Genomic DNA, 25922 nt, shown 5'->3' with positions numbered 1-25922 from the left:
GGCCGCTCCGTGCGGCCTTTTGATTAAATAAACCCCAGCAGAGAAAAGAACACATAACCTGCAGCAATACAAATAACCGGCAGGATATACAGCGAGAAAAACTGCAGGAAAATAGTATGGTGCGGCACAACAATACGTGACTCAATTTGTTCACGCGTTAGCCCCTCTTCCCCTTTGGCTTTTTCCAGAATGAGTTGATCTTCAACACCTTCCCGCAAGAAGCGCGCCTGGCGACTCATCCGGGCACCGGAATCCTGCAACGCCAGCCCGACAAAAATCAGGATGAAAATCACCCAGAACATAACGTTCACGCCACCATTAAAATTGGGCGTCGGGGAGTTATACCAGAACAGATTCAAAAAAGGCGTATTCGCCTGCATCATATCGATCATGACATGAGTAAAGTCGAGCATGACCGCATTAATGCCTTCCTGGTTTTCCTGCCGGGTATTCATAAATTTCAGCAAAGAAATCAATGTAGAGATCAATGCAGGTATAAAAATCACCCAACCCAAAATCCTTTTCAAAACAGCAATGCGTCCAGCTTGTTGATACGTCATGAGTTCTCCTTGATTAAGACGCGTCGTTTCACTTAGTTTACCTGTAGATATCTGTTTTCGCCCATTCTTTAAAGGCGATATGATAGGCGCTTAATCATAAGCACGGCTTAATACCTTACACATAATGCTCTAAAGGAGAGGTTGTAATGTCAACCCCGCGTCAGATTCTTGCTGCAATTTTTGATATGGATGGATTACTTATCGACTCAGAACCTTTATGGGATCGAGCCGAACTGGATGTGATGGCAAGCCTGGGGGTGGATATCTCCCGTCGTAACGAGCTGCCGGACACCTTAGGTTTACGCATCGATATGGTGGTCGATCTTTGGTACGCCCGGCAACCCTGGAATGGGCCAAGCCGTCAGGAAGTAGTAGAACGGGTTATTGCTCGTGCCATTTCACTGGTTGAAGAGACACGCCCATTATTGCCAGGCGTGCGTGAAGCCGTTGCGTTATGCAAAGAACAAGGTTTATTGGTGGGACTGGCCTCCGCGTCACCACTACATATGCTGGAAAAAGTGTTGACCATGTTTGACTTACGCGACAGTTTCGATGCCCTCGCCTCGGCTGAAAAATTACCTTACAGCAAGCCGCATCCGCAAGTATATCTCGACTGCGCAGCAAAACTGGGCGTTGACCCACTGACCTGCGTAGCGCTGGAAGATTCGGTAAATGGCATGATCGCCTCTAAAGCAGCCCGCATGCGTTCCATCATCGTTCCTGCGCCAGAAGCGCAAAATGATCCACGTTTTGTATTAGCAAACGTCAAACTCTCATCGCTGACAGAACTCACCGCAAAAGACCTTCTCGGTTAATAACCAGGGGCAGTGATCACGCTGCCCCTGGTTCTTTATCTGAATTTGCATTCAACTGGCGGATTAATCGTCAATTTAAGAAAAAGAGTTACACCGTCACCACTTCCGCGCACTGTATAAAAATCCTATACTGTACGTATCGACAGTTTAGTGAGTTTTATCATGACGGCGGAAGGTCACCTTCTATTTTCTATTGCTTGTGCGGTATTTGCCAAAAATGCCGAGCTGACGCCCGTGCTGGCACAGGGTGACTGGTGGCATATTGTCCCTTCCGCAATCCTGACGTGTTTGTTACCGGACATCGATCACCCAAAGTCGTTTCTTGGGCAGCGATTAAAGTGGATATCAAAACCGATCGCCCGCGCTTTTGGGCATCGTGGTTTTACCCACAGTCTGCTGGCGGTATTTTCGCTGCTGGCAACCTTTTACCTTAAGGTTCCTGAAAGCTGGTTCATTCCGGCTGATGCATTGCAGGGCATGGTGCTGGGTTATTTGAGCCACATACTTGCCGATATGCTGACACCCGCCGGTGTTCCCCTGCTCTGGCCATGCCGCTGGCGTTTCCGCTTGCCTATCCTGGTTCCCCAAAAGGGCAACCAACTGGAACGTTTTATCTGCATGGCATTATTTGTCTGGTCGGTATGGATGCCCCATTCATTACCCGAAAACAGCGCTGTCCGTTGGTCATCGCAAATGATCAATACCTTGCAGATCCAGTTTCATCGGCTTATTAAGCATCAGGTTGAATACTAAAAAGGCAAAAATCACCTTTCTGGAATAAGCAATTCCATTTGAATATAAGAGCCAGCTCACAGTTCTGTTAATCTTGCGCCAACACTATGACTGCTACGCAGTGATAGAAATAATAAGATCAGGAGAACGGGGATGAACTTTCCATTAATTGCGAACATCGTGGTGTTCGTTGTACTGCTGTTTGCGCTGGCTCAGACCCGCCATAAACAGTGGAGTCTGGCGAAAAAAGTGCTGGTGGGTCTGGTGATGGGTGTGGTTTTTGGCCTCGCCCTGCATACCATTTATGGTTCTGACAGCCAGGTACTTAAAGATTCTGTACAGTGGTTTAACATCGTTGGTAACGGCTATGTTCAACTGCTGCAAATGATCGTTATGCCGTTAGTCTTTGCCTCTATTCTGAGCGCGGTTGCCCGTCTGCATAACGCATCACAGTTAGGCAAAATCAGTTTTCTGACCATCGGAACGCTTTTGTTTACCACGCTGATTGCAGCGCTGGTCGGTGTGCTGGTCACCAACCTGTTTGGTTTGACGGCTGAAGGTCTGGTTCAGGGTGGTGCAGAAACTGCACGTTTGAACGCCATCGAAAGTAACTATGTTGGTAAAGTCTCTGACCTGAGCGTTCCGCAGCTGGTCTTGTCCTTTATCCCGAAAAACCCGTTTGCCGATTTGACCGGAGCCAATCCGACGTCAATTATCAGCGTGGTAATTTTTGCCGCATTCCTCGGCGTAGCTGCGCTGAAGCTGCTGAAGGATGATGCGCCGAAAGGTGAACGCGTCTTAACCGCTATCGATACCCTGCAAAGCTGGGTGATGAAACTGGTTCGCCTGGTCATGCAGCTGACCCCTTACGGCGTTCTGGCGCTGATGACCAAAGTGGTTGCAGGTTCTAACCTGCAAGACATCATCAAACTGGGTAGTTTCGTTGTCGCGTCCTACCTCGGTCTTCTGATTATGTTTGCAGTGCATGGCCTTCTGCTGGGCATTAATGGCGTGAGCCCGCTGAAGTACTTCCGTAAGGTATGGCCAGTACTGACGTTTGCCTTTACCAGCCGTTCCAGTGCTGCGTCTATCCCACTGAATGTGGAAGCACAAACGCGTCGACTCGGTGTTCCTGAATCCATCGCCAGTTTCGCCGCCTCTTTCGGTGCGACCATTGGTCAGAACGGCTGCGCCGGTTTGTATCCGGCAATGCTGGCGGTGATGGTTGCGCCTACGGTTGGCATTAACCCGCTGGACCCGATGTGGATTGCGACGCTGGTCGGTATTGTTACCGTTAGTTCCGCAGGCGTTGCCGGTGTCGGTGGTGGCGCAACTTTCGCCGCACTGATTGTGCTGCCTGCGATGGGCCTGCCAGTAACGCTGGTGGCGCTGTTAATCTCCGTTGAACCGCTTATCGACATGGGCCGTACGGCGCTAAACGTTAGTGGCTCGATGACAGCTGGCACGCTGACCAGCCAGTGGCTGAAGCAAACCGATAAAGCCATTCTGGATAGCGAAGACGACGCCGAACTGGCACACCGTTAATTCTTATGCTGGCAACGGTCCGTTTTGTATAGGGACCGTTGCCTTACTTTTTAAATGTTCCATCGCGGCGATGCATACTGACTCATATTTAAACAGATCGTCAGCGAAAAAAATGACCAACTTATCAATACATTCCTGACTCAATGAATGTGCCTGTAGCGAGAAGCTTAAAACCTCATACCCGAGACGTTTTCTAAGTGAACTATCTGGAATACTCATAATATCTTCAAGCACACCATTTCCCATTCCCGGAAGATTTAGTGGATTAAAAAGAAGACTGATATTAAGCATTGATATTATCGAAGGAAACTTTAGGAGACTCTCATTTTTTTGAATCGCAGCAAAAATGCTCCCAACAGGATGTATATAATTTTGTTCATAGCATATCGTTCTTAAATAGTGAATAACCAACCTGTTTTTTATATTGATCAAATTGGTCATTTTTTCTGGGCGAAATACAGAAGTGACATCCATTCCAATAAAATCTTTATTTATACCTCTTATCCGAATTTCACTACCATAAAGATTATTAATTATTACTCTATATTTAACATTGTCCTGCAGATATGTATCAAAACTAAGTACTGGCGCTCCTGGCTTTGAGGCATCATAGTTAATGTTAGACATATAGGCAATCATATAATTAAAGTTTGATTCTGCTATTTCATCGCAGGCACATTGACCCGTTGATATAAAGAAAGTGAGTGCTGTCATGGTAGACTGCAGTCTTTCTTTAAAAGAGTCGAAGGCAAGGTTTTTAATATTTAAATTACCATAATCACTCTGTATTAAGTTTGTAGAAAGCATCTCCCGCCTCATATTGTTAACAAAATTATTATCTCATTTAAATCTAAGTCATTTACAATATAAGTTTAAGAGCGACGCCACAGGATGAACTATCAAAAATAGCTCATCATGATTAGCAAAACTTAACCATTTTAAAATAAATAAACAATTAAAGAAAAAAGTTCACTTATTTATAGCAATAGATCGTCAAAGGCAGCTTTTTGTTACAGGTGGTTTGAATGAATGTAGCAATGAAATACAAAATTTCAGGCCATGTAACTCCCGGCAAAACCGGGAGGTACGTAATCTTTACTCAGTCACTTCCCCTTCCTGGCGGATCTGATTTGCCCAACGCTGGGCGGATTCAGGCACAGTAAACGCCGGTGAGCGCAGAAATGACTCTCCCATCAGTACAAACGCAACATATTTGCCACGCAGCATCCAGACATCACGAAACGAATCCATCTTTATCGCATGTTCTGGCGGCGCGGGTTCCGTGCGTGGGATATAGCTAATAATCTGGCGGTTTTGCTGACGGAGCGGTTTCTTCATTACTGGCTTCACTAAACGCATATTAAAAATCAGAAAAACTGTAGTTTAGCCGATTTAGCCCCTGTACGTCCCGCTTTGCGTGTATTTCATAACACCGTTTCCAGAATAGTCTCCGAAGCGGGATCTGGCTGATGGTCTATATTTAGAGGGTTTTTTGACCAAAACAGCGGCCCTTTCAGTAATAAGTTAAGGAGACGAGTTCAATGTCGCAACATAACGAAAAGAACCCACATCAGCACCAGTCACCACTACACGATTCCAGCGAAGCGAAACCGGGGATGGACTCACTGGCACCTGAGGACGGATCTCATCGTCCAGCGGCTGAACCAACACCGCCAGGTGCACAACCTACCGCCCCTGGGAGCCTGAAAGCCCCTGATACGCGTAACGAAAAACTTAATTCTCTGGAAGACGTACGCAAAGGCAGTGAAAATTTTGCGCTGACCACTAATCAGGGCGTGCGCATCGCCGATGATCAAAACTCACTGCGTGCCGGTAGCCGTGGTCCAACGCTGCTGGAAGATTTTATTCTGCGCGAGAAAATCACTCACTTTGACCATGAGCGCATCCCGGAACGTATTGTTCATGCACGCGGATCAGCCGCTCACGGTTATTTCCAGCCATATAAAAGCTTAAGCGATATCACCAAAGCGGATTTCCTCTCAGATCCGAACAAAATCACCCCAGTATTTGTTAGGTTCTCTACCGTTCAGGGTGGTGCTGGCTCTGCCGATACCGTGCGTGATATCCGTGGCTTTGCCACCAAGTTCTATACCGAAGAGGGTATTTTTGACCTCGTTGGCAATAACACGCCAATCTTCTTTATCCAGGATGCGCATAAATTCCCCGATTTTGTTCATGCGGTAAAACCAGAACCGCACTGGGCAATTCCACAAGGGCAAAGCGCCCACGATACTTTCTGGGATTATGTTTCTCTGCAACCTGAAACTCTGCACAACGTGATGTGGGCGATGTCGGATCGCGGTATACCGCGCAGTTACCGCACCATGGAAGGCTTCGGTATTCACACCTTCCGCCTGATTAATGCCGAAGGGAAGGCAACGTTCGTACGTTTCCACTGGAAACCACTGGCAGGTAAAGCCTCACTCGTTTGGGATGAAGCACAAAAACTAACCGGACGTGACCCGGACTTCCACCGCCGCGAGTTGTGGGAAGCCATCGAAGCAGGCGATTTTCCGGAATACGAACTGGGCTTCCAGTTGATTCCTGAAGAAGATGAATTCAAGTTTGACTTCGATCTTCTCGATCCAACCAAACTCATCCCGGAAGAACTGGTACCCGTTCAGCGTGTTGGCAAAATGGTGCTCAATCGCAACCCGGATAACTTCTTTGCCGAAAACGAACAGGCGGCTTTCCATCCTGGGCATATTGTCCCCGGTCTGGATTTCACCAACGATCCGCTGTTGCAGGGGCGTTTGTTCTCTTATACCGATACACAAATCAGTCGTCTTGGCGGACCCAATTTCCATGAGATTCCGATTAACCGCCCGACCTGCCCTTACCATAATTTCCAGCGTGACGGCATGCATCGTATGGGGATCGACACTAACCCGGCGAATTACGAACCGAACTCGATCAACGATAACTGGCCGCGCGAAACACCGCCGGGGCCGAAACGCGGCGGTTTTGAATCATACCAGGAGCGCGTGGAAGGCAATAAAGTTCGCGAGCGCAGCCCATCGTTTGGCGAATATTATTCCCATCCGCGTCTGTTCTGGCTAAGTCAGACGCCATTCGAGCAGCGCCATATTGTCGATGGTTTCAGTTTTGAGTTAAGCAAAGTAGTTCGTCCGTATATTCGTGAGCGCGTTGTTGACCAGCTGGCACATATTGATCTCACTCTGGCCCAGGCGGTGGCGAAAAATCTCGGTATCGAGCTGACGGACGACCAGCTGAATATCACCCCACCTCCGGACGTCAACGGTCTGAAAAAGGATCCATCCTTAAGTTTGTACGCCATTCCTGACGGTGATGTGAAAGGTCGCGTGGTAGCGATTTTACTTAATGATGAAGTGAGATCGGCAGACCTTCTGGCCATTCTCAAGGCGCTGAAGGCCAAAGGCGTTCATGCCAAACTGCTCTACTCCCGAATGGGTGAAGTGACTGCGGATGACGGTACGGTGTTGCCTATAGCCGCTACCTTTGCCGGTGCACCTTCGCTGACGGTCGATGCGGTTATTGTCCCTTGCGGCAATATCGCGGATATCGCTGACAACGGCGATGCCAACTACTACCTGATGGAAGCCTACAAACACCTTAAACCGATTGCGCTGGCGGGAGACGCGCGTAAGTTTAAAGCAACAATCAAGGTCTCTGACCAGGGTGAAGAAGGGATTGTGGAAGCTGACAGCGCCGACGGTAGTTTTATGGATGAACTGTTAACGCTGATGGCAGCACACCGCGTGTGGTCACGCATTCCTAAGATTGACAAAATTCCGGCGTAAATATGGATAAGGTCACGCCCCCTGGGGAGTGACCTTACCACCTTACTTACACATCAAGATAACTACCCAACCGATAACCACGCTCAGCAATCGCATATTTCAACGACGCTGAAGTCAGCAGATCCAGTTCCGTTAACCGAGGGAAGCAATAAGCACTCTGACGAATCGTATTATCGATAAACGCCGGGTGGCACATCACTTCCAGAGAGCGCTCGCCGCGATGACTGGAGTCATCAAGCACTTGCAGGAACAGTGTCTCGCTAATCTCTTCACCATAAAACGCGCTACTGAATCCCTGCGAACTGCGCAGATTAGCCGGTAAATCACCAACGTTAGATAGCGGCTGACGGTCGATGCGCAACGCTATCCCCTCTTCTGCCGCAAACCTGGCAACAATCGGGAAAATCTGCGGGAACATATGCACATGATGATGGCTATCAAGATGCGTAGGTTTGCGTCCAAATAGCTCAATGAAACGCAAATACTGACTGGCAAGCTCCTGAGTAATTTCTTCCAGCGGTAAAGCATCTTCTTCTGCCAACTGCCAGATCCATTTTCCCAGCACACCATCGCGGGTTAACCCCGGCATAGCTGTCAGTGGCTTGCCCATAGTAAGGACAAAGTGCATCCCTATGGCCAGACTCGGTTCATCACGACTCAACTGCACTGCATGGTCAATAGCCTGCCCATTCACCAGCGCCGTCGTCGACGTGACAATCCCATTGCGACAGGCCTCGATAATGCCGTAGTTCTGACCTTTGCTTAAGCCAAAATCATCGGCATTAACAATCAGTAAGCGTTCCATAATCAGCCTCGGTTAATGTGCTTTTTTAAGCTCTGCGATGCAGTCGGCAAAGTTTGGCAGCCATTTCTCGTGCGCCAGAATCATCTCGCGTGCCAGCAGCTCAGCATCGCGATCGGAATGCACCAACGGACTAAGGTTTAGCGCCAGTAACGCATCGTTAAATTCTCCGCTAAGTGCGGCGTTGCTGGCAGCAACCTCGAAGCCTTTAATGGTGTGAATCAGCCCCATCACTTTATCATCGAAATGCGTAATGCGCGGATGTGGCGTCGCGCCATCGCGCCCCAGCGTACAGGTCATTTCTACCGCCCAGTCTGCCGGAATATTATCAATATGCCCATGATGCGGGATATTAACGTAATGTTCAGCTTGCTTGTCGTTGTAGATAGCGTTGATCACTTCGCACGCTGCATCAGAGTAATAAGCCCCACCGCGCTGTTCCAGTTCTTTCGGCTTAACTTTCAACTCCGGGTTTTTATACAGCTCAAAAAGTTGTTTCTCGACTTTCTGTACTACCTGTGCTCGTGCGCCGCCTTTGTAGTATTCGCCCATTTCAATAGCCAGCATCTCTTTTTGCTTGAAGTAATAAAGCAAATAAGAACACGGCAACAGATTCAGAGAACGAATTAAACCTTCGCTAAATGGCAGATCGAAAATATTTTTAACGCCAGATGCTTTTAACTGCCCGGATGCCACACCATCAAGCAATTCGGCAAAGCGTGATTTGCCATTTACCAGCACATCTTTAATGAACACCATATGGTTGAGGCCGAACAGATCGATAGATAAATCATCGCTATCTTTCAGCATCAGAACATCGCGAATAAACATCTTCATGCCGATCGGAATATTACACACGCCGATAAAGCGTTTAAATCCGGTATGACGATAAACGGCTTCAGTGACCATTCCCGCCGGGTTAGTGAAGTTAATCACCCATGCATTCGGACAAAGTTCTTCGACATCTTTTACGATGTCAAAAATCACCGGAATGGTACGCAGACCTTTAAACAGACCGCCCGCGCCGTTGGTTTCCTGACCAAGATAACCATGACTTAATGGGATGCGTTCATCCAGTTCGCGCGCCGGTAATTGGCCTACGCGCAGTTGGGTAGTAACGAAATCAGCATCTTTCATTGCTTCGCGGCGATCCAGCGTTTTATAAAGCTTCATCGGGACGCCAGCGTTATCAATCATCCGTTGGCAGAGATCAAAAATAATATCCAGTTTAGCTTTACCACCTTCGACATCCACCAGCCATAATTCGCTGACCGGCAATTCGTGATAACGCTTAATAAATCCTTCCAGTAACTCCGGGGTATAGCTGCTCCCGCCACCAATAGTGACGACTTTTAATTTCTGGCTCATAATTTCTCCCTTCAGTACAGAATACTGATATCTGGCATATCTGCCCCCCCGGACATAAATAATCCAGCAACAGGACAGATATGTGAATTGTCAGGTATAACGACTTACTGATTAAATTCAGTCAATTTCTTACGATAGCTCTTAGGCGTAAAGGACGTTAATTTCTTAAACGTTTTAATAAACAAACTCGGGCTACTATAACCGGCCTCAAACGCAATATCCGTCACGGAATAGTTGGTCATTTCCAGTTGTTTTTTGGCAAAATTAATACGGATCTCATTAATAATCTGCATTGGTGTTTTGCCATAATATCGTTGAGTCGCTCGCGTCAAATATTCCTGTGATTTGGCTGACAACGTCACCATATTCTCCAGCGCCGATTCACTAAACTGCTCTTTATCATGCATCTTTTCTACCGTACTTTTCAGCCACTGCGGTACATCATCAATCACCTGTTCTTCGCGGTAATGACGTAAACGGTTAATGACATAAAAAGTAACCATCTCAACAAACTCTTCCAGCCCTGTTTCGCGGAAATTCAATGAAGAAATCACTGTTTCCACATAGGTGAGAAAAGCGTTATTGGTCCGGTATACCTGCGAAGCGACAAAGCAATAAGGCAACAACGGCAGGTAATGCTGCTCAAAAAAGCGTTTACTGATCCCAACATTCAATATGCGCGTGGCACCAAACTCATAAAAACTTTGATGGTGCGAACCTAACGGAATAAAAACAAAATCGCCCCGTTCCAGTAACACGCGCTTACCGTTAATCTCCTGGAAATAACGCCCGGTTAATACCAGAGTAAATTCATAATAGTCGTGCTGATGCAGTCCGCTGATACTCTCAGTTTTGTTGTAGATAAACACATGGAAGTTTTTGCCATTAAACAACTGCTGTTCTCGGGCAGTGGCAATTTCCGGCGCGTTAATCACTGGCTGCATCATCGACTCCTTATGCCTTCAGTTTTTCATGAAGCTCAATTAATTCGGTAATCAGTTCACGCGCAAGCATGGACGTCATTAAATGATCCTGAGCGTGGACCAGCACCAGACTCACTTTCATCTTACCTTCGCCCGCATCGCCTTCAATCAGTTTCGTCTGTACCAGATGCGCTTCATTCAATGCCATCCGTGACTGATCCATCATGGCTTTTGCTGCGGCAAAATCGCCCTGCTTCGCCTCTTTCAGTGCGGCATACGCCAGGCTGCGCGCTTGTCCGGAGTTGATGATAAGTCCCATCACCACTTCTTCCAGCTCTTCAGCTTCTGTTTGCGTATCGGGAATGTTATCGAGATCCATCATACATCGTTCCTCTCTTTTCTTACCGGCACGATTACCCGTACCGGCATCGATTAAAATTTCAGGGCGTTAGCGATATCTTCTTCGCTCTCTTCTTTATCAATCGCGTTTTGTGCTTTGTTAGCAACCACAACAAAGGGCAGATAAATTAACGTTGCGATACCAAGGTTGAAGAGTGCGACCAGCAATGCGGCGACGCTACCGTTGGTGTTAAAGAAGGCTCCCAGACCGGTTGGCATGGTCCACGGTGCAATATTGGTCACCGGAGGAATAATGCCCATGTAGTACGCTGCGAGGGTGATTGCCGCCAGAATCGGTTGTACCAGTACAAACGGAATAAACATCACCGGGTTCATGATAATTGGCAGACCAAACAGAATCGGTTCGTTAATCTGGAAGATACCGGACGGCAGCGCCAGTTTTGCCACCTGACGATAATCAGCACGGCGAGAGGCGATAAAGATAGCCAGGATCAGACCCAAAGTCGCACCACTGCCACCGAGGAAAATAAAGGAGTCCAGCATCGGCTTGGCCCAGATATGGAAGGTCTTACCGGCTGCCAGCGCCGCTTCGACGGAACCATATTGCTGATAGGTCGCGATGTTTTCCAGCGCCCACGGCGTCATAATGCCGTTGTCCAGTGCGGTCAGCGCCAGCGCGCCATGAATACCGAAGAACCAGAGCAGTGGAACAAAGATCACATAGGCCCAGCCCACCACGCTACCCAACGATGCCAGTGGGGTTGAGATGGTATCCATAATGATCTGATGGAAGTTGGTGCCCCAGGTATTCAACGCCCAGGCAATAATCCCCATCACGGAAAGAATAATAAAGCCGGGAATTAAAGCCGAGAAGGAACGCGATACTGAAGCAGGTACGCTGTCGGGCAATTTAATGACCCAATTGCGGCGGACAATAAAGGTAAACATTTCTGCCACCACCAGGCCAATAATAATCCCGGAGATGATATTCGCCCCACCTAACCAGTTTGCGCCAACCGCATAGGCCTCACCGACACTATAAGGCGTGACGGTCATAAATGCTGCAACGGATAACAACCCGGCCGCCAGCGCATCGACTTTACGCTCTTCTGCCAGCGCCATGCCAATAAAGAACGGTGCCATTAAAGACATTATCCCTAATGTTCCGTTATATACGTTGCCGCCAATACCTTTCAGACCATTAAGTGTTTCAATGGTTGAGGCATCCAGGCGAATACCTAAGGAATAAAAAAACGACCCCTCCCCAAAGCTTAGAAAAACGTTGTTAATTAATACAAACATGGCCCCCGCAAGGGTTAACGGCATTAAGCGAATAAAGCCATTTTTGATTGCATTAACGTGTGGCTGCTTTCCTATTTTAACTGCAAAAGGGAGGAGTACCTTTTCAAGCGATGCAATAACATTACTCATAGAAAAATACCCTTAAAAACCGCAATTTAAATATTGCGGTATTGATTTATGAAATAACTCTTTGACGGGAAAATTTAAAAAAATTAATTTGCTGCGGCTTTTTTAATCGCTGCAACCGCAGCCTTAAGCACGCCTAAACCATCGACTTTGCCATAAAGCAGCGAGTCAATTACTTCGACCGGTTTGTTGGGTAACAAACGCTGGATTTCGGGCAACATATAAGCAATCTGTGGCCCTAATAACACGACATCGGCATTCTGACCTTTTTCACCAGCCAGTGTTTCCGGAAATGCTTCAATAATGACCGGAACTTCATATTTTTCTGCCTGTGCGCGCATTTTTGATACCAGTAAAGAGGTAGACATGCCCGCAGAACAAAACAGATAAATGTGTTTCTTTTCCATAAAACTGCCCTCATCGACGATTATCTGTCAGCCAGACACTCCGCAAGCCTTAACCTGCTTCCATGCTCTGGGTAACTTGCGAAACCAACATGACTTTTTTTGTGGCTGAAAGGAGTATACGGTATAGACCTGAGCAATAGTATTTCTTTGACCTTATAAATTGTCTCTCCTTGACCTGCGGTTATGACCCTCTTCACATTTCGGGCAAATAATTCGCGAAGATAATTAAGAACTCAGACCAAAAAAAACCGGCGCAATGGCCGGTTTCCGTTGTTACTCAAGCTTTCAGACGAAGTGATTACTTCGCAGCCTGTGGATCAGTGTCGTATTCAGCACAGGTCTGATAACCGGAGTTGATGACATGTCCGGTATCATCTAACGCGACAAAGTAGGTTTCTGCTTTACCATCACGTTGACCCAGGATGTAGGTCTGGCAAGTACCACGAGCATGGATCATGCTCACTTCAGACGAAGGTTTACCCGCAATTTGTGCAACCTGCGCCCGGCTCATGCCTTTTTTTACGTCTTTCACCACAGGCTGTACAAACTGGTCTTTGGTACGATCATAAGCCGTACAACCCGCCAGCATGGTTAATACCGCCGCTGCACTCAGAATTCCTGCCATATTCTTGTTCATATTCCGTCCTCTTGTTTATCAGCGTGTTAGATAAGCCTGGAATACATTGGGCGCTTTTTCAAGCCCGTGAACGAAACGGCTCCGCTTTCAGAGGATTCCTGTATGACGTTTTAACCACCATTCAACCCGCTGTCGCTTGTCGTTTCAGTAGCAACGGGTTAGCTTTAAGGAAGTTTTGTCTTTTCTGTCTGGAGGGGTTCAATGACATTGCAACAACAAATAATAAAGGCGCTGGGCGCAAAACCGCAGATTAATGCTGAAGAGGAAATTCGTCGTAGTGTCGATTTTCTGAAAAGCTACCTGCAAACTTATCCGTTCATTAAATCACTGGTGCTAGGGATCAGCGGCGGTCAGGACTCCACGCTTGCCGGAAAGCTGTGCCAGATGGCGATTAATGAGCTGCGCCAGGAAACTGGCAACGAATCACTGCAATTTATTGCCGTACGCCTGCCCTATGGTGTTCAGGCTGACGAACAAGATTGCCAGGATGCCATTGCCTTTATTCAACCGGATCGCGTATTAACCGTTAATATCAAGGGCGCGGTATTGGCCAGCGAACAGGCGCTGCGCGAAGCGGGCATTGAACTGAGCGATTTTGTTCGTGGCAATGAAAAAGCGCGTGAGCGGATGAAAGCACAATATAGCATTGCGGGTATGACCAGCGGTGTCGTGGTGGGCACCGATCATGCAGCAGAAGCCATTACCGGATTCTTCACTAAATATGGTGACGGCGGTACGGACATTAATCCACTGTATCGTCTCAACAAACGTCAGGGTAAACAGTTACTGGCAGCATTAGGTTGCCCGGAACACCTTTATAAGAAAGCCCCAACTGCCGATCTGGAAGATGATCGCCCTTCTCTGCCAGATGAAGTGGCACTCGGCGTGACCTATGACAATATCGACGACTATCTGGAAGGGAAAAACGTACCTGAACAGGTCGCCAGAACAATAGAGAACTGGTATCTGAAAACCGAACATAAACGCCGTCCGCCAATTACCGTTTTCGATGATTTCTGGAAAAAGTAATAATTTGCACATATTGGTTTGTGCGAAAAAGAGTACTTTGTTCACGCCGGATGCGGCGTGAACGCCTTATTCGCCCCACAAAACTATGCAAATTCAATATATTGCATGAGTCGAATAGGCCTGACAGGCGTAGCACGTCAGACGGTGTAACCTTTGTCATCAACCCGCCTCTTTTTTAATCGCTCCCCGCCTGTTACACTGGATAGATAACCAGCATTCGGAGTCAACAGTGGTACGGCGTTTAACTTCTCCGCGGCTCGAATTTGAAGCTGCGGCAATTTATGAATATCCCGAACATTTACGTTCATTCCTTAATGACTTACCCACCCGACCAGGGGTGTATCTGTTTCATGGCGAAAGTGACACCATGCCGCTCTATATCGGCAAAAGCGTTAATATCCGCAGTCGGGTGCTTTCTCATTTACGCACCCCGGATGAAGCCGCCATGCTACGGCAATCCCGGCGAATTAGCTGGATCTGCACCGCAGGCGAAATCGGCGCTCTGCTCCTTGAAGCGCGATTAATCAAAGAACAACAGCCGCTGTTTAATAAACGGTTGCGCCGCAATCGCCAGCTCTGTGCCCTGCAATTAAATGAAAAGCGCGTCGATGTGGTGTATGCCAAAGAGGTGGATTTTTCACGAACCCCCAACCTGTTTGGCCTGTTTGCCAATAGGCGCGCAGCTTTGCAAGCATTGCAGACCATCGCTGATGAACAAAAACTTTGCTATGGCCTGCTGGGACTGGAACCGTTAAGCCGCGGGCGTGCTTGTTTTCGTTCTGCATTAAAACGTTGCGCTGGGGCGTGTTGCGGTAAAGAGAGCCATGAGGAACATGCGCTACGTTTGCGCCAGTCTCTGGAACGTTTGCGGGTGGTGTGTTGGCCGTGGAATGGTGCGGTGGCGCTGAAAGAACAGCACCCGGAAATGACTCAATATCATATTATTCAAAACTGGCTGTGGCTGGGGGCGGTTAATTCGCTGGAAGAAGCGACAACGTTAATTCGGGCACCCGCCGGGTTTGATCACGACGGTTATAAAATTCTTTGTAAGCCGCTGCTTTCCGGTAACTATGAAATTACTGAACTTGATCCGGTGAATAACCAGCAAGCCAGTTGATTTCACTGAACAACAGTTTACCTTGCGGTTGTAAAAGCCGCAGGGTGTGCCTGCCATCGAACCAGCACGCGCCCTGGTCGGTAGTGAGCAGTTTATCGCCCAGTTGCCACGCGCCGTTAATCACAAACACCACCCCGCCGCGTGAGCCAAAGGTAGTAAACGTACGTTCGGCAATTCTGACTTTCGCCTTACAGACATCCAGGCGTGTCATGATGTTGAAATCCATCGACATCTGCCCTGCCGTCAGTTTCGCTTTAACCACCTGGTCCGCCGCAAAGGCAAAAGGCTGTAACGGTTTTAAGGTATGGTTAAAGCGGTCTGCGCTTTCAAGGAACATCTCGCCGCCTTCCAGCAACGTCACTATCCTTTCCATACCTGGAAACAAAGAAAACTCCCCATTCGCCGCGATGGATGCAATGCTGGCACGCCAGTAAAAATCACGTTTTGCCGGTGGGAAAGTGCAAATTTCGCGCGTTTCACCGGCAGCATTTCGCCACAGATTCACCGACATTTTACGCATATCAAAGTATTCCATACTCGCTCCCGGCCCGTTCTTTTCATTGTTATCGTTCAGGTAACCGTGGATGGTTATCGGCAACTCGGGTGATTTACGTTAGTGGCGATCAGGCTTTTTTTGCATCTGTTTGAGAACAAAAAAGAAAACCGCCGATCCTGTCCACCGCATTACTGCAAGGTAGTGGACAAGACCGGCGGTCTTAAGTTTTTTGGCTGAAAGATTATTCAGCAGTTGCAGGCATTTTACCTTTTGCCGCTGGACGTTCTGTCAGACGCTTCTCAAAATTAGCATTAAATTGCTTTTTCTGTTCCGGCGTCAGGATGTTGTAAATCTTGTTCTGGGTTTCCATGTGCGCCAGCATGTTAGCTTTGCGCTGTTCTTCCATTTTTGCGATCTGCGCTTCAGCTTTTGCTTTATCGAAGGTATCGCTGGCAATGATGTCATGCATTGCGCGGCGTTCTTCCAGCGGCGGACGTTTCATCTGGTCACGCTGGCCTTTCATGATTTCGCGGATCTGCTGTTTCTGCGCGTCGGTCAGGTTCAGGTCTTTGAACATCATGTCCTGATGCGGACCGAACTTGCCTTTGTGGTGCATCATCGGCTTCGCGTCAGCCGGTGCTGCGGTAGTGGTGTCTGCGGCATGGGCCAGGTTAGCCGCGCCAAGAGCCAGGGTAGAGGCAACAAACAGTGCAGTTAATTTACGCATATTCTATATCCTTCCTTTCAGTTATTTATTACGGCTTTCTTAAGTAGCGTGCCGTGTTGACGAGATTAACTTTACTGACTTTAGCGTCAATTAATCAGAGCAACGGTAAAACAATGAAAGTGTAAAAACACTTTTGCGCCAATTATGGAGAAAAAAAGAAAATTTGATGGAGAGTGATGAGAGAATATTACAACACTATGATTTTGCAGAGATTATGAAGAACTATACCGGATGACTGGTGATAAATAAAGCAAATAACCAGGATTAATCTGTATTAATTTATAAGAAAGTAACTTAATACCCGCAGAATGATTTCTGCGGGTAAGTATTAGCTTATTTTTTCGAGCATTAATCCCGCGCGTAATCCCAACGCTACCAACGGATTAGGGAATAACACATACTCTACATCATGGGTTACGGTAAAACGTTCCTCACCGTCCTGCGCCAGCAACGTTCCTTTCTTAAACGGCATAAAATTAAGCGTGTCACTTGCCATATGCATTTCGAAGGACGGCGAGTGGCGAGTAATTTGCGAAACCACCCGATAACGGAGTGGCGGCGTTCTCACAATACCGACACTCTCACCAGATAGCAGCGCAGCAATTGCGCTGGCAGTGACTGCAAACTGGCGAAGATCGTTTTGTCCAAAGGGCAACGCTTTGCCGAGTTCCAGCGTACAGGCCAGCGCGCCAAAATGTCTGGCGCTGAAATGGGTAAACGTACCACCAGGCTCCTGATGGAACACCAGTGCCTCCAGACCCGCCGCACCCAGCCACGTCAGAAATTTCTCGTCCCAGGGAATGTCGCGTTGCGGTAATACACCGAACCGCGGATGCAAGGAGCCACGAATTGCGGTATGGAGATCAAGGTGCCAGCGCACAGATTCTTTGCCCTGGTCATAAAAATCTTCCAGGCACTGTTCCAGTTCGCGCGCCCGACAGGTTTCCCCGCTTTCAGCAAATAGCTGCCAACGACCGCCAAACATTCGGTTCATATCGCTATGGCAATAACGTTTCCCTTGCTTCAGCGCAGGAGGATTCCCGAGGATCACCAGCAACCGCCAACGTAACGGGATCTCGCCGTGAGATATCGCGCCAAGCAACGCATCCAGCATTTCCACAGGTGCCGTCTCATTACCGTGGATCCCCGCTGAAATCACCAGTGCGCCTTGCGGTGGCGTTAATGGCGTCAGTTCCAGCACACCATCGCCCAGCCAGCGCCAGCGAACGCCGTTGATTTCTCGCTCGGTGATAACCGGTTTTTTACCCGTTAAGGTCAGAGCAAGAAAATTATCCATTGCCCCCTCCTTCACGCTGGAACGGATAAACCGAACCGAGATTCAGTAATTGGCTCAATACATCCAGTGCTTCTCGCCCTTCGCGCAGCAATTGCGGGTCGGCCAGATCGGCAGCAGTAAGACGATCTCGGTAGTAACGATCCACCCAGTCATTGAGTGCATTAAACAGCGTATCGTTCATCATCACCGCCGGATTCACCGCCCGGCGTTCTTCTTCTGTCAACACCACGCGCAACCGCAGGCACGCCGGGCCGCCGCCGTTTGCCATACTTTCACGTAAATCAAAAACTTTTAGTTCGCTAATCGGGTTGTCAGCGGCAAGGAGTTCATTGAGATACCCCCATACTCCGGCGTGTTCCCGACACTCCTGAGGCAGCACCAACATCATGGAACCATCATCGCGGCTCAGCAGTTGGCTGTTAAACAGATATGTAGACACCGCATCTGACACGGAAACCTGCGCCGTGGGCACCTCTATTGCCATAAAGCTATTGACCCGCGCACGCAGGTTTGCCAGTAACTGCGCCTGGCGAGCGAACGCCTGTTGATGGCAAAACAGCACCTGGCGGTTACTCACGGCAATCACGTCATTATGAAAAACGCCCTGGTCGATAACGTCCGGGTTTTGCTGGGCGAAAAACACCTGTTGGGGATTCACCTGATTCAGCCTTGCCACCGCCTCGCTGGCTTCGCGAGTCTGTCGCGCCGGATAACGGGAAGGCCGAGTATCATTGCCCTCTTCTCGCCCGTAGACAAAAAGTTGAATACCCGGTTCACCGTAATGACCGCCGAGACGATTGTGGTTAGCCGCCCCCTCATCACCGAGCAAGGCTACCTGCGGCAACGCCGAATGGACACTAAATTTCTCTTCGTCGTTAAAAATCGCTTTTAACAGCGATTCGGTGACGGGGGCTTCCAGCGAACGGTGAAATTTATTGTTCAGGTTGGCAACGGTGAGATGCACTTTGCCATCCAGCGTATCGGCGGATGGCGCGATCGTTGCCGCATTGGCTACCCACATTGGCGAAGCGGAACTAACGCTGGAAAGCCAGTGCGGTGCCTGGCGTGCAACCTTTTCCAGCACCTGCTCATCGCTACCACTGAAACCCAACTGACGCAGCACCGGAATAAACGGGCGCTCGTGCGGTGGGATCACCGCCTGGGGGAATCCCGCATCGGCAAGGGTTTTCATTTTCAGTAAGCCCTGTTTTGCCGCCAGCCGCGGGTTAGAGATCTGAAAACGGTGACGGGTAGAGGCTTCATTACCAAATGACAGGCCCGCGTAATGATGCGTCAGCCCTACCAGCCCGTCGAAATTGACTTCCCAGGCGTTCATCGCACCACCTCATCGGAAAAATCCAGCCCGGGGTTAAGTGTGGCGGGCAATGTTAACGAGTCCGACTCCAGGCTCGCCATCGGCCAGGCACAATAATCTGCGGCATACCAGGCGCTGGGGCGATGGTTACCGGAAGCGCCAATGCCGCCGAATGGCGCGGTACTGGCAGCGCCGGTAAGCGGTTTGTTCCAGTTAACAATCCCCGCCCGCGCCTCAAGCAGCAGTTGATCGAATTTTTCCCGCGCGGGGGAAACCAGACCGCATGAGAGGCCGAAGCGGGTGTTGTTCGCCATTCGAATCGCTTCATCGAAATTGTCATAACGCCAGACGCGCAATAACGGTCCGAACACCTCTTCATCTGGTACGCCAGCAACGCCCGTCATTTCAATGATCCCCGGCGTCAGCAACGATGTTCCTGCTTGTAATAAGCGCGGCGCAAGCAGGGTTCGCCCACCCATCGCTTCCAGTTCCTGCCAGGCAGTAACCACCTGCTGTGCAGCCTGCTCTGATATCAACCCGCCAATAAATGGCTGCGGTTCGTCATCCCAGTTGCCCGGCGTTAATCGCTGGCTGACGGCAACCAGACGAGCAAGAAACGCATCGCCCTGCGCCCCGCTTTTCAGCAATAAACGGCGGGCGCAGGTGCAGCGTTGCCCGGCTGTGACAAACGCCGACTGAATGGTCAGATGGACAGCCGCGTCGATATCCGCCACCTCATCGATAATCAGCGGGTTATTGCCGCCCATTTCGAGGGCGAGAATTTTCTCCGGCTGACCGGAGAGCTGACGATGCAACTGGTAGCCAGTATTGGCGCTACCGGTAAACAACAAGCCGTCGAGATCCTCCAGCGCACTCAGCGCCTGACCCGTTTCACGCCCGCCCTGCACCAGGTTCAGCACGCCCGGCGGCAAGCCAGCCTGCTGCCATAAACGCATTACCGCTTCGCCACTCCACGGTGTCAGTTCGCTGGGTTTAAAGATAATGGTGTTACCTGCCAGCAATGCCGGAACGATATGTCCGTTCGGCAAATGACCAGGGAAATTATACGGCCCAAACACCGCCAGCACGCCGTGTGGACGATGGCGCAGGCTTGCCGCGCCGTCCGGCATTTCGCTGCGCTGTTCCCCCGTGCGCACGTGATATGCCTTGATTGATATCGCAATTTTATTGATCATCGCCGTCACTTCAGTTGCCGCTTCCCAGCGCGGCTTACCGGTTTCTCTGGCAATAATCGCGGTTAATTCGCCTTTATTGCTTTCCAGCAGTGCGGCAAAGCGTTCGACAACTGCCTGACGTTCAGCAAATGAGAGACGCGCCCAGCGCGGAAACGCCGCACGGGCAGCCCGACAAGCCTGCTCAACCTGAGCGGCATCGGCATCATTGCCCTGCCATAACACCTCGCCCGATACCGGATTACGCTTCACACGCGATGCGCCCTGGCCCGTAACCCAGTCACCGTTGATCCATAAAGTCATGCTGTTTTCTCCTCTGCGCACAGGCGCACCAGACGAACGCGATCCCCTGCGTGGCATTTGAGGGCATCCAGTTGTGCGGCGGTTAAAATCAAACGCTCGGTTGCCGGATCGGTACGCACCAGCACCACGCGGAAATGGTGATAATTTTCATTGGCGACCAGGCAGGCCGGAAAATCGCCCTGCGCAGGCTGCCCTTCTGCCACTTCCACCAGCCGACTTTTACGGATGGCGCGCACGCGGTCGATGTCACACTCAAGCGTCGGCCCACCGTCGAAGATGTCGATATAATTACGGTAGCGAAAACCTTCTTTCTCCAGTACCGCACGGGCAGGCGCGGTTTGCGGATGTACCTGACCGATGACGTCCTGGGCTTCCTGGGATAAAAAGTGGGTATAGATCGGATGTTTCGGCATCAGTTCTGCAATAAATGCCTTTTGCCCGGTGCCGCAGAGAAAATCGGCGCGGCTAAAATCCATCGAAAAGAAGCGCTTACCGAGGCTTTGCCAGAACGGTGAATAGCCATGTTCGTCAATCACCCCGCGCATTTCAGCAACCACTTTGTCATTAAACTTGTCGCGAAAAGCCGCCATAAACATAAAGCGCGATTTCGACAGCAAATAGCCGTTGCCCTCTTTGCGCCAGTCCGGGTCGAGAAACAGCGTGCACAGCTCGCTGCTGCCGGTGTGATCGTTACTGAGAAACAGCGTCGGCAATGCGTTATAGACATTCAGCTCTTTTGAGGCGTGAACCAACGTGCCGACGCGATAGTTGTACCAGGGATCGTTCAGCCCAACTGCCACCTCAATGGCACAAATCCCCGCCACGGTGCCTGTCTCGCTATCTTCCAGTACAAACACATAGCCCTGCTCACTTTTGGGCAGTTCGCCTTGCCAGGTTTTGATTGCCCTTTCGATACGCGCCGAAAGCGTGGCTTCATTGGCGGGAAGCGACGTCAGGCCGCCGCCCGTTTTGCTGGCAAGCTGCATCAGCGCCGGGACATCTGAGCGCTCAACGGGACGGATGACCATCATGATGAACCTCCGCTCACAAAGTGTTCGCAAGCAGCTGCAAAGCGATCCAGTCCGGTCGTCACCTCTTCTTCGCTGACATTGAGCGCAGGCGCAAAACGCACCACGTTGCCACCCGCAATCAGTACCATCACGCCTGCTTTCGCCGCTTCCTGAGAGATCTGTTTCGCTTGCCCGGCGTAATCGGCATTCAGTACACAGCCAATCAACAAACCTAAGCCGCGAACTTCACTGAACAAACCGTAGCGGTGATTAATGGTATTAAGGCGCTCAACAAACCAGTCGTGACGCTGTTTAACGCCATTAAGCATCTCTGGCGTGTTAATGAGATCCAGCACTTTGCCTGCTACCGCCGAGGCTAGCGGATTACCACCATAGGTGGTGCCATGAGTGCCAACGGTCATCACACTGGCGCATTCTTCGGTTGCCAACAACGCACCGACCGGGAAACCGCCGCCCAGCGCTTTGGCGGTAGTTAACAGATCGGGCGTCACGCCGTAGTGCATATAGGCATACAGTTCACCAGTACGCCCGACGCCCGTTTGTACTTCATCAAAAATCAGCAATGCGTTGTGGCGGTCACACAGTTCGCGAAGCTCCTGTAAAAATGCGTTGCTGGCTGGCACCACACCACCTTCTCCCTGGATGGGTTCGACAATCACCGCACAGGTAGAGTCGTCAATCAGTGCACTGGCAGAGTTAATATCGTTATATGCGGCATGACGAATATCCGGCGGCAGTGGCGCAAAATCCTGTGAATAGGCTGGCTGACCGCCCGCGCTGACGGTAAACAGCGTGCGACCATGAAACGCATTTTTAAACGCCACGATACCGCTCTTATGGCTGCCGTAGCGGTCGTGAGCGAATTTACGCGCCAGTTTTAGGGCCGCTTCGTTGGCTTCCGCTCCGGAGTTACAAAAAAAGACGCGATCGGCAAACGTGGCGTCGATCAATTTTTTCGCCAGTCGCAGTACCGGCTCGTTGGTGTAACCGTTGCCGGTATGCCAGAACTTACTCGCCTGTTCGTTCAGCGCCTCACGCAGTTCCGGATGCGCATGGCCCAGCGCGTTCACCGCAATGCCACCCGCGAAGTCGATATACTCTTTCCCCTGCTGATCCCACAAGCGCGAACCTTCGCCACGTACCGGTATAAACGGTGCCGGAGCGTAAACAGGTATCATCCATTCATCAAAGTTTTCACGCGTAATTGGCTGAGACATAGCGACCTCTACAGTAAATAATTCGTTATTTATATGTTAACAACAAGTAATGTTTGCGCTGTAAATGTAGATTGCAGGGTTCGTGCCAGCCAGTGATAAAAGTGCATAAACGGCGGAGGCTAACTGGAAATCAAGCAGTTATAACCAAACCATATGCATTTAAAGTGCATATAAAGTGAATACGTTTGCGATGTGGGTGAATAAAAAGAATAAAAAACGCAATGTTATGCAGAAGTAAAATATAATTCTGGAATTGTGATCATTGACGAAATTTACTGGAAATTACTGCGCCATTCTGACGCAGCGCGCACCAAAAGCGGGCATTTTTTGCGCCATCGTTGACATCATTAACAACCATCGATCAAATCATTTAACAACAGGCGGTAAGCAAAGCGAAATTCTGCTACCATCCACGCACTCTTTATCTGAATAAATGGCAGCGACTATGAAATTTGTCTCTTTTAATATCAACGGCCTGCGCGCCAGACCTCACCAGCTTGAAGCCATCGTCGAAAAGCACCAACCGGATGTGATTGGCCTGCAGGAGACAAAAGTTCATGACGATATGTTTCCACTCGAAGAGGTGGCGAAGCTCGGCTACAACGTGTTTTATCACGGGCAGAAAGGCCATTATGGCGTGGCGCTGCTGACCAAAGAGACACCGATTGCCGTGCGTCGCGGTTTTCCGGGTGATGACGAAGAGGCGCAACGGCGAATTATTATGGCTGAAATCCCCTCGACGCTGGGCAATGTTACCGTGATCAACGGTTACTTCCCGCAGGGTGAAAGCCGCGACCATCCGATAAAATTCCCGGCAAAGGCGCAGTTTTATCAGAATCTGCAAAACTATCTCGAAACCGAACTTAAGCGCGAAAATCCGGTGCTGATTATGGGCGATATGAATATCAGCCCCACCGACCTGGATATCGGCATTGGCGAAGAGAACCGCAAACGCTGGCTGCGGACTGGTAAATGCTCTTTCCTTCCGGAAGAACGCGAATGGATGGAGAGACTGATGAGCTGGGGGTTGGTCGATACCTTCCGCCATGCGAATCCGCAAACAGCCGATCGTTTCTCATGGTTTGATTACCGCTCAAAAGGTTTTGACGATAACCGCGGTCTGCGTATCGACCTGCTTCTCGCCAGCCAACCGCTGGCAGAATGTTGCGTAGAAACTGGCATCGACTATGAAATCCGCAGCATGGAAAAACCGTCCGATCACGCCCCCGTCTGGGCGACCTTCCGCCGCTAATTTAGCTGTTCTCCTGGCTCAAACTGGGTCAGGAGAATTAACCTTGAGAAAAATCAACAAACTGTCAGTAATGATTTGTTGCCTGCCGCCCTTTGTTATACCGTCACTGCGTTTTTAGTTGTCTGACCACTTCTCTATTATCAAGTTTGATATAGGAAACTCCACGATGAACGCTGAGCGTAAATTTCTTTTTGCCTGTCTTATTTTTGCGCTGCTCATTTACGCTATCCACGCTTTCGGTTTATTCGATCTGCTCACCGATTTACCCCACTTACAGACACTCATTCGCCAGAGCGGATTGTTCGGCTATAGCCTCTATATTCTGTTATTCATCATTGCCACCCTCTTTCTGTTACCAGGAAGCATACTGGTGATCGCTGGAGGAATAGTTTTTGGCCCGTTCTTAGGGACACTACTCTCATTAATTGCCGCCACGCTGGCCTCCTCGTGCTCATTCCTGCTGGCGCGCTGGCTGGGGCGTGATTTACTGCTGAAATATGTGGGCCATAGCCATACTTTTAAGGCCATTGAAAAAGGCATTGCGCGTAACGGTATTGATTTTCTTATTCTGACCCGCTTAATCCCGTTGTTTCCTTACAATATTCAAAATTACGCTTACGGATTAACCACAATCGCCTTCTGGCCTTATACCCTTATTTCAGCACTCACGACTCTGCCCGGTATTGTTATTTATACCGTGATGGCAAGCGATCTCGCCAATGAAGGCATTACGCTGCGCTTTATATTACAACTCTGTCTGGCGGGCATGGCGCTGTTTATTCTCGTCCAGCTCGCCAAACTCTATGCCCGACACAAACATGTGGATCTGTCTGCTTCGCGCCGCAGCCCACTTACTCACCCCAAAAATGAAGGATAGAACGATGTTGCAACATTATTCAGCGTCATGGAAAAAAGGACTGGCTGCACTCTGCTTACTGGCTGTTGCCGGGCTTAGCGGCTGCGATCAAAAAGAGAATGCTGCTGCAAAAGTGGAATACGACGGACTTTCGAACAGCCAACCGCTGCGTGTCGATGCCAATAACCATACGGTAACCATGCTGGTGCAAATTAATGGTCGTTTCCTCACCGACGACACTCGTCACGGTATTGTGTTTAAAGATGGCTCCAACGGACATAAATCGCTGTTTATGGGTTATGCGACCCCGAAAGCATTTTATGAAGCCCTGAAAGAGGCAGGTGGTACGCCGGGCGAAAACATGACGATGGATAATAAAGAAACGACTCATGTCACAGGCAGCAAACTGGATATTTCGGTCAACTGGCAAGGGGCGGCAAAAGCGTATTCCTTCGATGAAGTGATTGTTGACAGTAATGGTAAGAAACTGGACATGCGCTTTGGCGGTAATTTAACGGCAGCAGAAGAGAAGAAAACGGGTTGCCTGGTGTGTCTGGATAGCTGCCCGGTCGGCATCGTCAGCAATGCAACATACACTTATGGTGCGGTGGAAAAACGCGGCGAAGTGAAATTCAAAGGCAATGCCTCAGTTCTCCCGGCGGATAACACGCTGGCAACGGTTACCTTTAAAATCACCGAATAAAGCAGG

26 protein-coding genes are annotated in these 25922 nt (G+C 49.6%); 9 read left to right on the top strand and 17 right to left on the bottom strand.

From position 1 onward, the window contains the following. Nucleotides 1–23: 23 nt before the first annotated feature. Nucleotides 24–560: a YniB family protein gene (locus tag ACJHX3_RS01405; RefSeq protein ID WP_000222172.1), complete on the bottom strand. Its 537-nt coding sequence runs from the start codon at nt 558–560 to the stop codon at nt 24–26. A 146-nt stretch (nt 561–706) separates the two neighbouring features. Here ACJHX3_RS01405 and hxpB point away from each other — a divergent pair, with 146 nt between their 5' ends. From hxpB to tcyP, 3 genes are all read left to right on the top strand, one after another. Continuing rightward, nucleotides 707–1375 carry a hexitol phosphatase HxpB gene (gene hxpB / locus ACJHX3_RS01400; RefSeq protein ID WP_000106830.1) on the top strand — a complete coding sequence of 223 codons (669 nt, stop codon included), beginning with the start codon at nt 707–709 and terminating at the stop codon, nt 1373–1375. A gap of 162 nt (nt 1376–1537) precedes the next feature. After that, nucleotides 1538–2128, top strand: coding sequence for a metal-dependent hydrolase (locus tag ACJHX3_RS01395; RefSeq protein ID WP_001469175.1), 591 nt, complete (start codon nt 1538–1540; stop codon nt 2126–2128). Nucleotides 2129–2260: 132 nt separating this feature from the next. Next, nucleotides 2261–3652: a cystine/sulfocysteine:cation symporter gene (gene tcyP / locus ACJHX3_RS01390; RefSeq protein ID WP_001010714.1), complete on the top strand. Its 1392-nt coding sequence runs from the start codon at nt 2261–2263 to the stop codon at nt 3650–3652. A 3-nt stretch (nt 3653–3655) separates the two neighbouring features. Here the strand turns inward: tcyP and ydjO are convergent, their stop codons facing one another. Then, nucleotides 3656–4459, bottom strand: coding sequence for a protein YdjO (gene ydjO / locus ACJHX3_RS01385; protein ID WP_094308316.1), 804 nt, complete (start codon nt 4457–4459; stop codon nt 3656–3658). 288 nt (nt 4460–4747) lie between these two features. Beyond that, the gene (gene cedA, locus ACJHX3_RS01380) at nt 4748–5011 is read right to left on the bottom strand and encodes a cell division activator CedA (RefSeq protein WP_001241553.1); all 264 of its coding nucleotides are present in this window, start codon (nt 5009–5011) and stop codon (nt 4748–4750) included. A gap of 182 nt (nt 5012–5193) precedes the next feature. Here cedA and katE point away from each other — a divergent pair, with 182 nt between their 5' ends. Next, on the top strand, nt 5194–7455 hold the full coding sequence (katE, locus tag ACJHX3_RS01375; RefSeq protein WP_042063579.1) for a catalase HPII: 2262 nt from the start codon (nt 5194–5196) through the stop codon (nt 7453–7455). A 46-nt stretch (nt 7456–7501) separates the two neighbouring features. Here the strand turns inward: katE and chbG are convergent, their stop codons facing one another. The 7 genes from chbG to osmE all read right to left on the bottom strand — a co-directional run bounded on the left by chbG (nt 7502) and on the right by osmE (nt 13380). Next, nucleotides 7502–8260 carry a chitin disaccharide deacetylase gene (gene chbG, locus ACJHX3_RS01370; RefSeq protein ID WP_042063581.1) on the bottom strand — a complete coding sequence of 253 codons (759 nt, stop codon included), beginning with the start codon at nt 8258–8260 and terminating at the stop codon, nt 7502–7504. A 12-nt stretch (nt 8261–8272) separates the two neighbouring features. Further along, on the bottom strand, nt 8273–9625 hold the full coding sequence (celF, locus tag ACJHX3_RS01365; RefSeq protein WP_042063583.1) for a 6-phospho-beta-glucosidase: 1353 nt from the start codon (nt 9623–9625) through the stop codon (nt 8273–8275). Between the two features lie 104 nt (nt 9626–9729). After that, entirely contained in the window at nt 9730–10572 is an 843-nt protein-coding gene (gene chbR / locus ACJHX3_RS01360; protein ID WP_000983653.1) for a transcriptional regulator ChbR, read from the bottom strand. A 7-nt stretch (nt 10573–10579) separates the two neighbouring features. After that, nucleotides 10580–10930, bottom strand: coding sequence for a PTS N,N'-diacetylchitobiose transporter subunit IIA (gene chbA, locus ACJHX3_RS01355; protein WP_000968909.1), 351 nt, complete (start codon nt 10928–10930; stop codon nt 10580–10582). Nucleotides 10931–10980: 50 nt separating this feature from the next. Further along, on the bottom strand, nt 10981–12339 hold the full coding sequence (chbC, locus tag ACJHX3_RS01350; protein WP_000073041.1) for a PTS N,N'-diacetylchitobiose transporter subunit IIC: 1359 nt from the start codon (nt 12337–12339) through the stop codon (nt 10981–10983). An 83-nt stretch (nt 12340–12422) separates the two neighbouring features. Then, nucleotides 12423–12743 (bottom strand): PTS N,N'-diacetylchitobiose transporter subunit IIB, encoded by a 321-nt coding sequence (chbB, locus tag ACJHX3_RS01345; RefSeq protein WP_000412169.1) that lies wholly within the window; start codon nt 12741–12743, stop codon nt 12423–12425. A 298-nt stretch (nt 12744–13041) separates the two neighbouring features. Continuing rightward, nucleotides 13042–13380 (bottom strand): osmotically-inducible lipoprotein OsmE, encoded by a 339-nt coding sequence (gene osmE / locus ACJHX3_RS01340; protein ID WP_001039044.1) that lies wholly within the window; start codon nt 13378–13380, stop codon nt 13042–13044. Nucleotides 13381–13581: 201 nt separating this feature from the next. On the opposite strand from osmE, the gene nadE reads away from it, so the two are divergent. Together nadE and cho are read left to right on the top strand one after the other, a co-directional pair. Then, nucleotides 13582–14409: an ammonia-dependent NAD(+) synthetase gene (gene nadE, locus ACJHX3_RS01335; RefSeq protein ID WP_000175037.1), complete on the top strand. Its 828-nt coding sequence runs from the start codon at nt 13582–13584 to the stop codon at nt 14407–14409. Between the two features lie 229 nt (nt 14410–14638). After that, complete coding sequence (gene cho / locus ACJHX3_RS01330) at nt 14639–15526, top strand: excinuclease Cho (protein WP_024044048.1); 888 nt, start codon at nt 14639–14641, stop codon at nt 15524–15526. Here the strand turns inward: cho and ves are convergent. From ves to astC, 7 genes are all read right to left on the bottom strand, one after another. Beyond that, nucleotides 15486–16061, bottom strand: coding sequence for an environmental stress-induced protein Ves (ves, locus tag ACJHX3_RS01325; RefSeq protein ID WP_001308689.1), 576 nt, complete (start codon nt 16059–16061; stop codon nt 15486–15488). The genes cho and ves overlap by 41 nt on opposite strands. Before the next feature lie 202 nt (nt 16062–16263). Beyond that, the gene (gene spy, locus ACJHX3_RS01320) at nt 16264–16749 is read right to left on the bottom strand and encodes an ATP-independent periplasmic protein-refolding chaperone Spy (RefSeq protein WP_001228981.1); all 486 of its coding nucleotides are present in this window, start codon (nt 16747–16749) and stop codon (nt 16264–16266) included. A gap of 328 nt (nt 16750–17077) precedes the next feature. Further along, on the bottom strand, nt 17078–18046 hold the full coding sequence (astE, locus tag ACJHX3_RS01315) for a succinylglutamate desuccinylase (RefSeq protein WP_000368515.1): 969 nt from the start codon (nt 18044–18046) through the stop codon (nt 17078–17080). Beyond that, nucleotides 18039–19382, bottom strand: coding sequence for an N-succinylarginine dihydrolase (gene astB / locus ACJHX3_RS01310; RefSeq protein WP_000994960.1), 1344 nt, complete (start codon nt 19380–19382; stop codon nt 18039–18041). The genes astE and astB overlap by 8 nt, the downstream gene beginning before the upstream one ends. Continuing rightward, entirely contained in the window at nt 19379–20857 is a 1479-nt protein-coding gene (gene astD / locus ACJHX3_RS01305) for a succinylglutamate-semialdehyde dehydrogenase (RefSeq protein WP_094308310.1), read from the bottom strand. Before astD ends, astB begins: the two co-directional genes overlap by 4 nt. Further along, complete coding sequence (astA, locus tag ACJHX3_RS01300) at nt 20854–21888, bottom strand: arginine N-succinyltransferase (protein WP_032171371.1); 1035 nt, start codon at nt 21886–21888, stop codon at nt 20854–20856. Before astA ends, astD begins: the two co-directional genes overlap by 4 nt. After that, complete coding sequence (gene astC / locus ACJHX3_RS01295; RefSeq protein WP_094308309.1) at nt 21885–23105, bottom strand: succinylornithine/acetylornithine transaminase; 1221 nt, start codon at nt 23103–23105, stop codon at nt 21885–21887. The genes astA and astC overlap by 4 nt, the downstream gene beginning before the upstream one ends. 445 nt (nt 23106–23550) lie before the next feature. Between astC and xthA the strand changes: the two genes are divergently transcribed. From xthA to ydjY, 3 genes are all read left to right on the top strand, one after another. After that, complete coding sequence (gene xthA, locus ACJHX3_RS01290) at nt 23551–24357, top strand: exodeoxyribonuclease III (protein WP_042097576.1); 807 nt, start codon at nt 23551–23553, stop codon at nt 24355–24357. Nucleotides 24358–24523: 166 nt separating this feature from the next. Then, nucleotides 24524–25234: a TVP38/TMEM64 family protein gene (locus ACJHX3_RS01285; protein WP_042097577.1), complete on the top strand. Its 711-nt coding sequence runs from the start codon at nt 24524–24526 to the stop codon at nt 25232–25234. A 4-nt stretch (nt 25235–25238) separates the two neighbouring features. Further along, nucleotides 25239–25916 carry a lipoprotein YdjY gene (ydjY, locus tag ACJHX3_RS01280; RefSeq protein ID WP_042097578.1) on the top strand — a complete coding sequence of 226 codons (678 nt, stop codon included), beginning with the start codon at nt 25239–25241 and terminating at the stop codon, nt 25914–25916. The last annotated feature ends 6 nt before the right edge of the window (nt 25917–25922 follow it).

Origin of the sequence: Escherichia sp. WS1265 (genome assembly GCF_046487585.1) — a bacterium.
GTDB classification, from domain to species: Bacteria; Pseudomonadota; Gammaproteobacteria; order Enterobacterales; family Enterobacteriaceae; genus Escherichia; species Escherichia coli.
This window is presented reverse-complemented; position numbering and strand designations above follow the sequence as displayed.

Excerpts from the sequence above, each read along its gene's own strand:
- ACJHX3_RS01405 (WP_000222172.1), bottom strand. The coding sequence starts at position 560 with ATGACGTATCAACAAGCTGGACGCATTGCTGTTTTGAAAAGGATTTTG.
- hxpB (WP_000106830.1), top strand. The coding sequence starts at position 707 with ATGTCAACCCCGCGTCAGATTCTTGCTGCAATTTTTGATATGGATGGA.
- ACJHX3_RS01395 (WP_001469175.1), top strand. The coding sequence starts at position 1,538 with ATGACGGCGGAAGGTCACCTTCTATTTTCTATTGCTTGTGCGGTATTT.
- tcyP (WP_001010714.1), top strand. The coding sequence starts at position 2,261 with ATGAACTTTCCATTAATTGCGAACATCGTGGTGTTCGTTGTACTGCTG.
- ydjO (WP_094308316.1), bottom strand. The coding sequence starts at position 4,459 with ATGCTTTCTACAAACTTAATACAGAGTGATTATGGTAATTTAAATATT.
- cedA (WP_001241553.1), bottom strand. The coding sequence starts at position 5,011 with ATGCGTTTAGTGAAGCCAGTAATGAAGAAACCGCTCCGTCAGCAAAAC.
- katE (WP_042063579.1), top strand. The coding sequence starts at position 5,194 with ATGTCGCAACATAACGAAAAGAACCCACATCAGCACCAGTCACCACTA.
- chbG (WP_042063581.1), bottom strand. The coding sequence starts at position 8,260 with ATGGAACGCTTACTGATTGTTAATGCCGATGATTTTGGCTTAAGCAAA.
- celF (WP_042063583.1), bottom strand. The coding sequence starts at position 9,625 with ATGAGCCAGAAATTAAAAGTCGTCACTATTGGTGGCGGGAGCAGCTAT.
- chbR (WP_000983653.1), bottom strand. The coding sequence starts at position 10,572 with ATGATGCAGCCAGTGATTAACGCGCCGGAAATTGCCACTGCCCGAGAA.
- chbA (WP_000968909.1), bottom strand. The coding sequence starts at position 10,930 with ATGATGGATCTCGATAACATTCCCGATACGCAAACAGAAGCTGAAGAG.
- chbC (WP_000073041.1), bottom strand. The coding sequence starts at position 12,339 with ATGAGTAATGTTATTGCATCGCTTGAAAAGGTACTCCTCCCTTTTGCA.
- chbB (WP_000412169.1), bottom strand. The coding sequence starts at position 12,743 with ATGGAAAAGAAACACATTTATCTGTTTTGTTCTGCGGGCATGTCTACC.
- osmE (WP_001039044.1), bottom strand. The coding sequence starts at position 13,380 with ATGAACAAGAATATGGCAGGAATTCTGAGTGCAGCGGCGGTATTAACC.
- nadE (WP_000175037.1), top strand. The coding sequence starts at position 13,582 with ATGACATTGCAACAACAAATAATAAAGGCGCTGGGCGCAAAACCGCAG.
- ves (WP_001308689.1), bottom strand. The coding sequence starts at position 16,061 with ATGGAATACTTTGATATGCGTAAAATGTCGGTGAATCTGTGGCGAAAT.
- spy (WP_001228981.1), bottom strand. The coding sequence starts at position 16,749 with ATGCGTAAATTAACTGCACTGTTTGTTGCCTCTACCCTGGCTCTTGGC.
- astE (WP_000368515.1), bottom strand. The coding sequence starts at position 18,046 with ATGGATAATTTTCTTGCTCTGACCTTAACGGGTAAAAAACCGGTTATC.
- astB (WP_000994960.1), bottom strand. The coding sequence starts at position 19,382 with ATGAACGCCTGGGAAGTCAATTTCGACGGGCTGGTAGGGCTGACGCAT.
- astD (WP_094308310.1), bottom strand. The coding sequence starts at position 20,857 with ATGACTTTATGGATCAACGGTGACTGGGTTACGGGCCAGGGCGCATCG.
- astA (WP_032171371.1), bottom strand. The coding sequence starts at position 21,888 with ATGATGGTCATCCGTCCCGTTGAGCGCTCAGATGTCCCGGCGCTGATG.
- astC (WP_094308309.1), bottom strand. The coding sequence starts at position 23,105 with ATGTCTCAGCCAATTACGCGTGAAAACTTTGATGAATGGATGATACCT.
- xthA (WP_042097576.1), top strand. The coding sequence starts at position 23,551 with ATGAAATTTGTCTCTTTTAATATCAACGGCCTGCGCGCCAGACCTCAC.
- ACJHX3_RS01285 (WP_042097577.1), top strand. The coding sequence starts at position 24,524 with ATGAACGCTGAGCGTAAATTTCTTTTTGCCTGTCTTATTTTTGCGCTG.
- ydjY (WP_042097578.1), top strand. The coding sequence starts at position 25,239 with ATGTTGCAACATTATTCAGCGTCATGGAAAAAAGGACTGGCTGCACTC.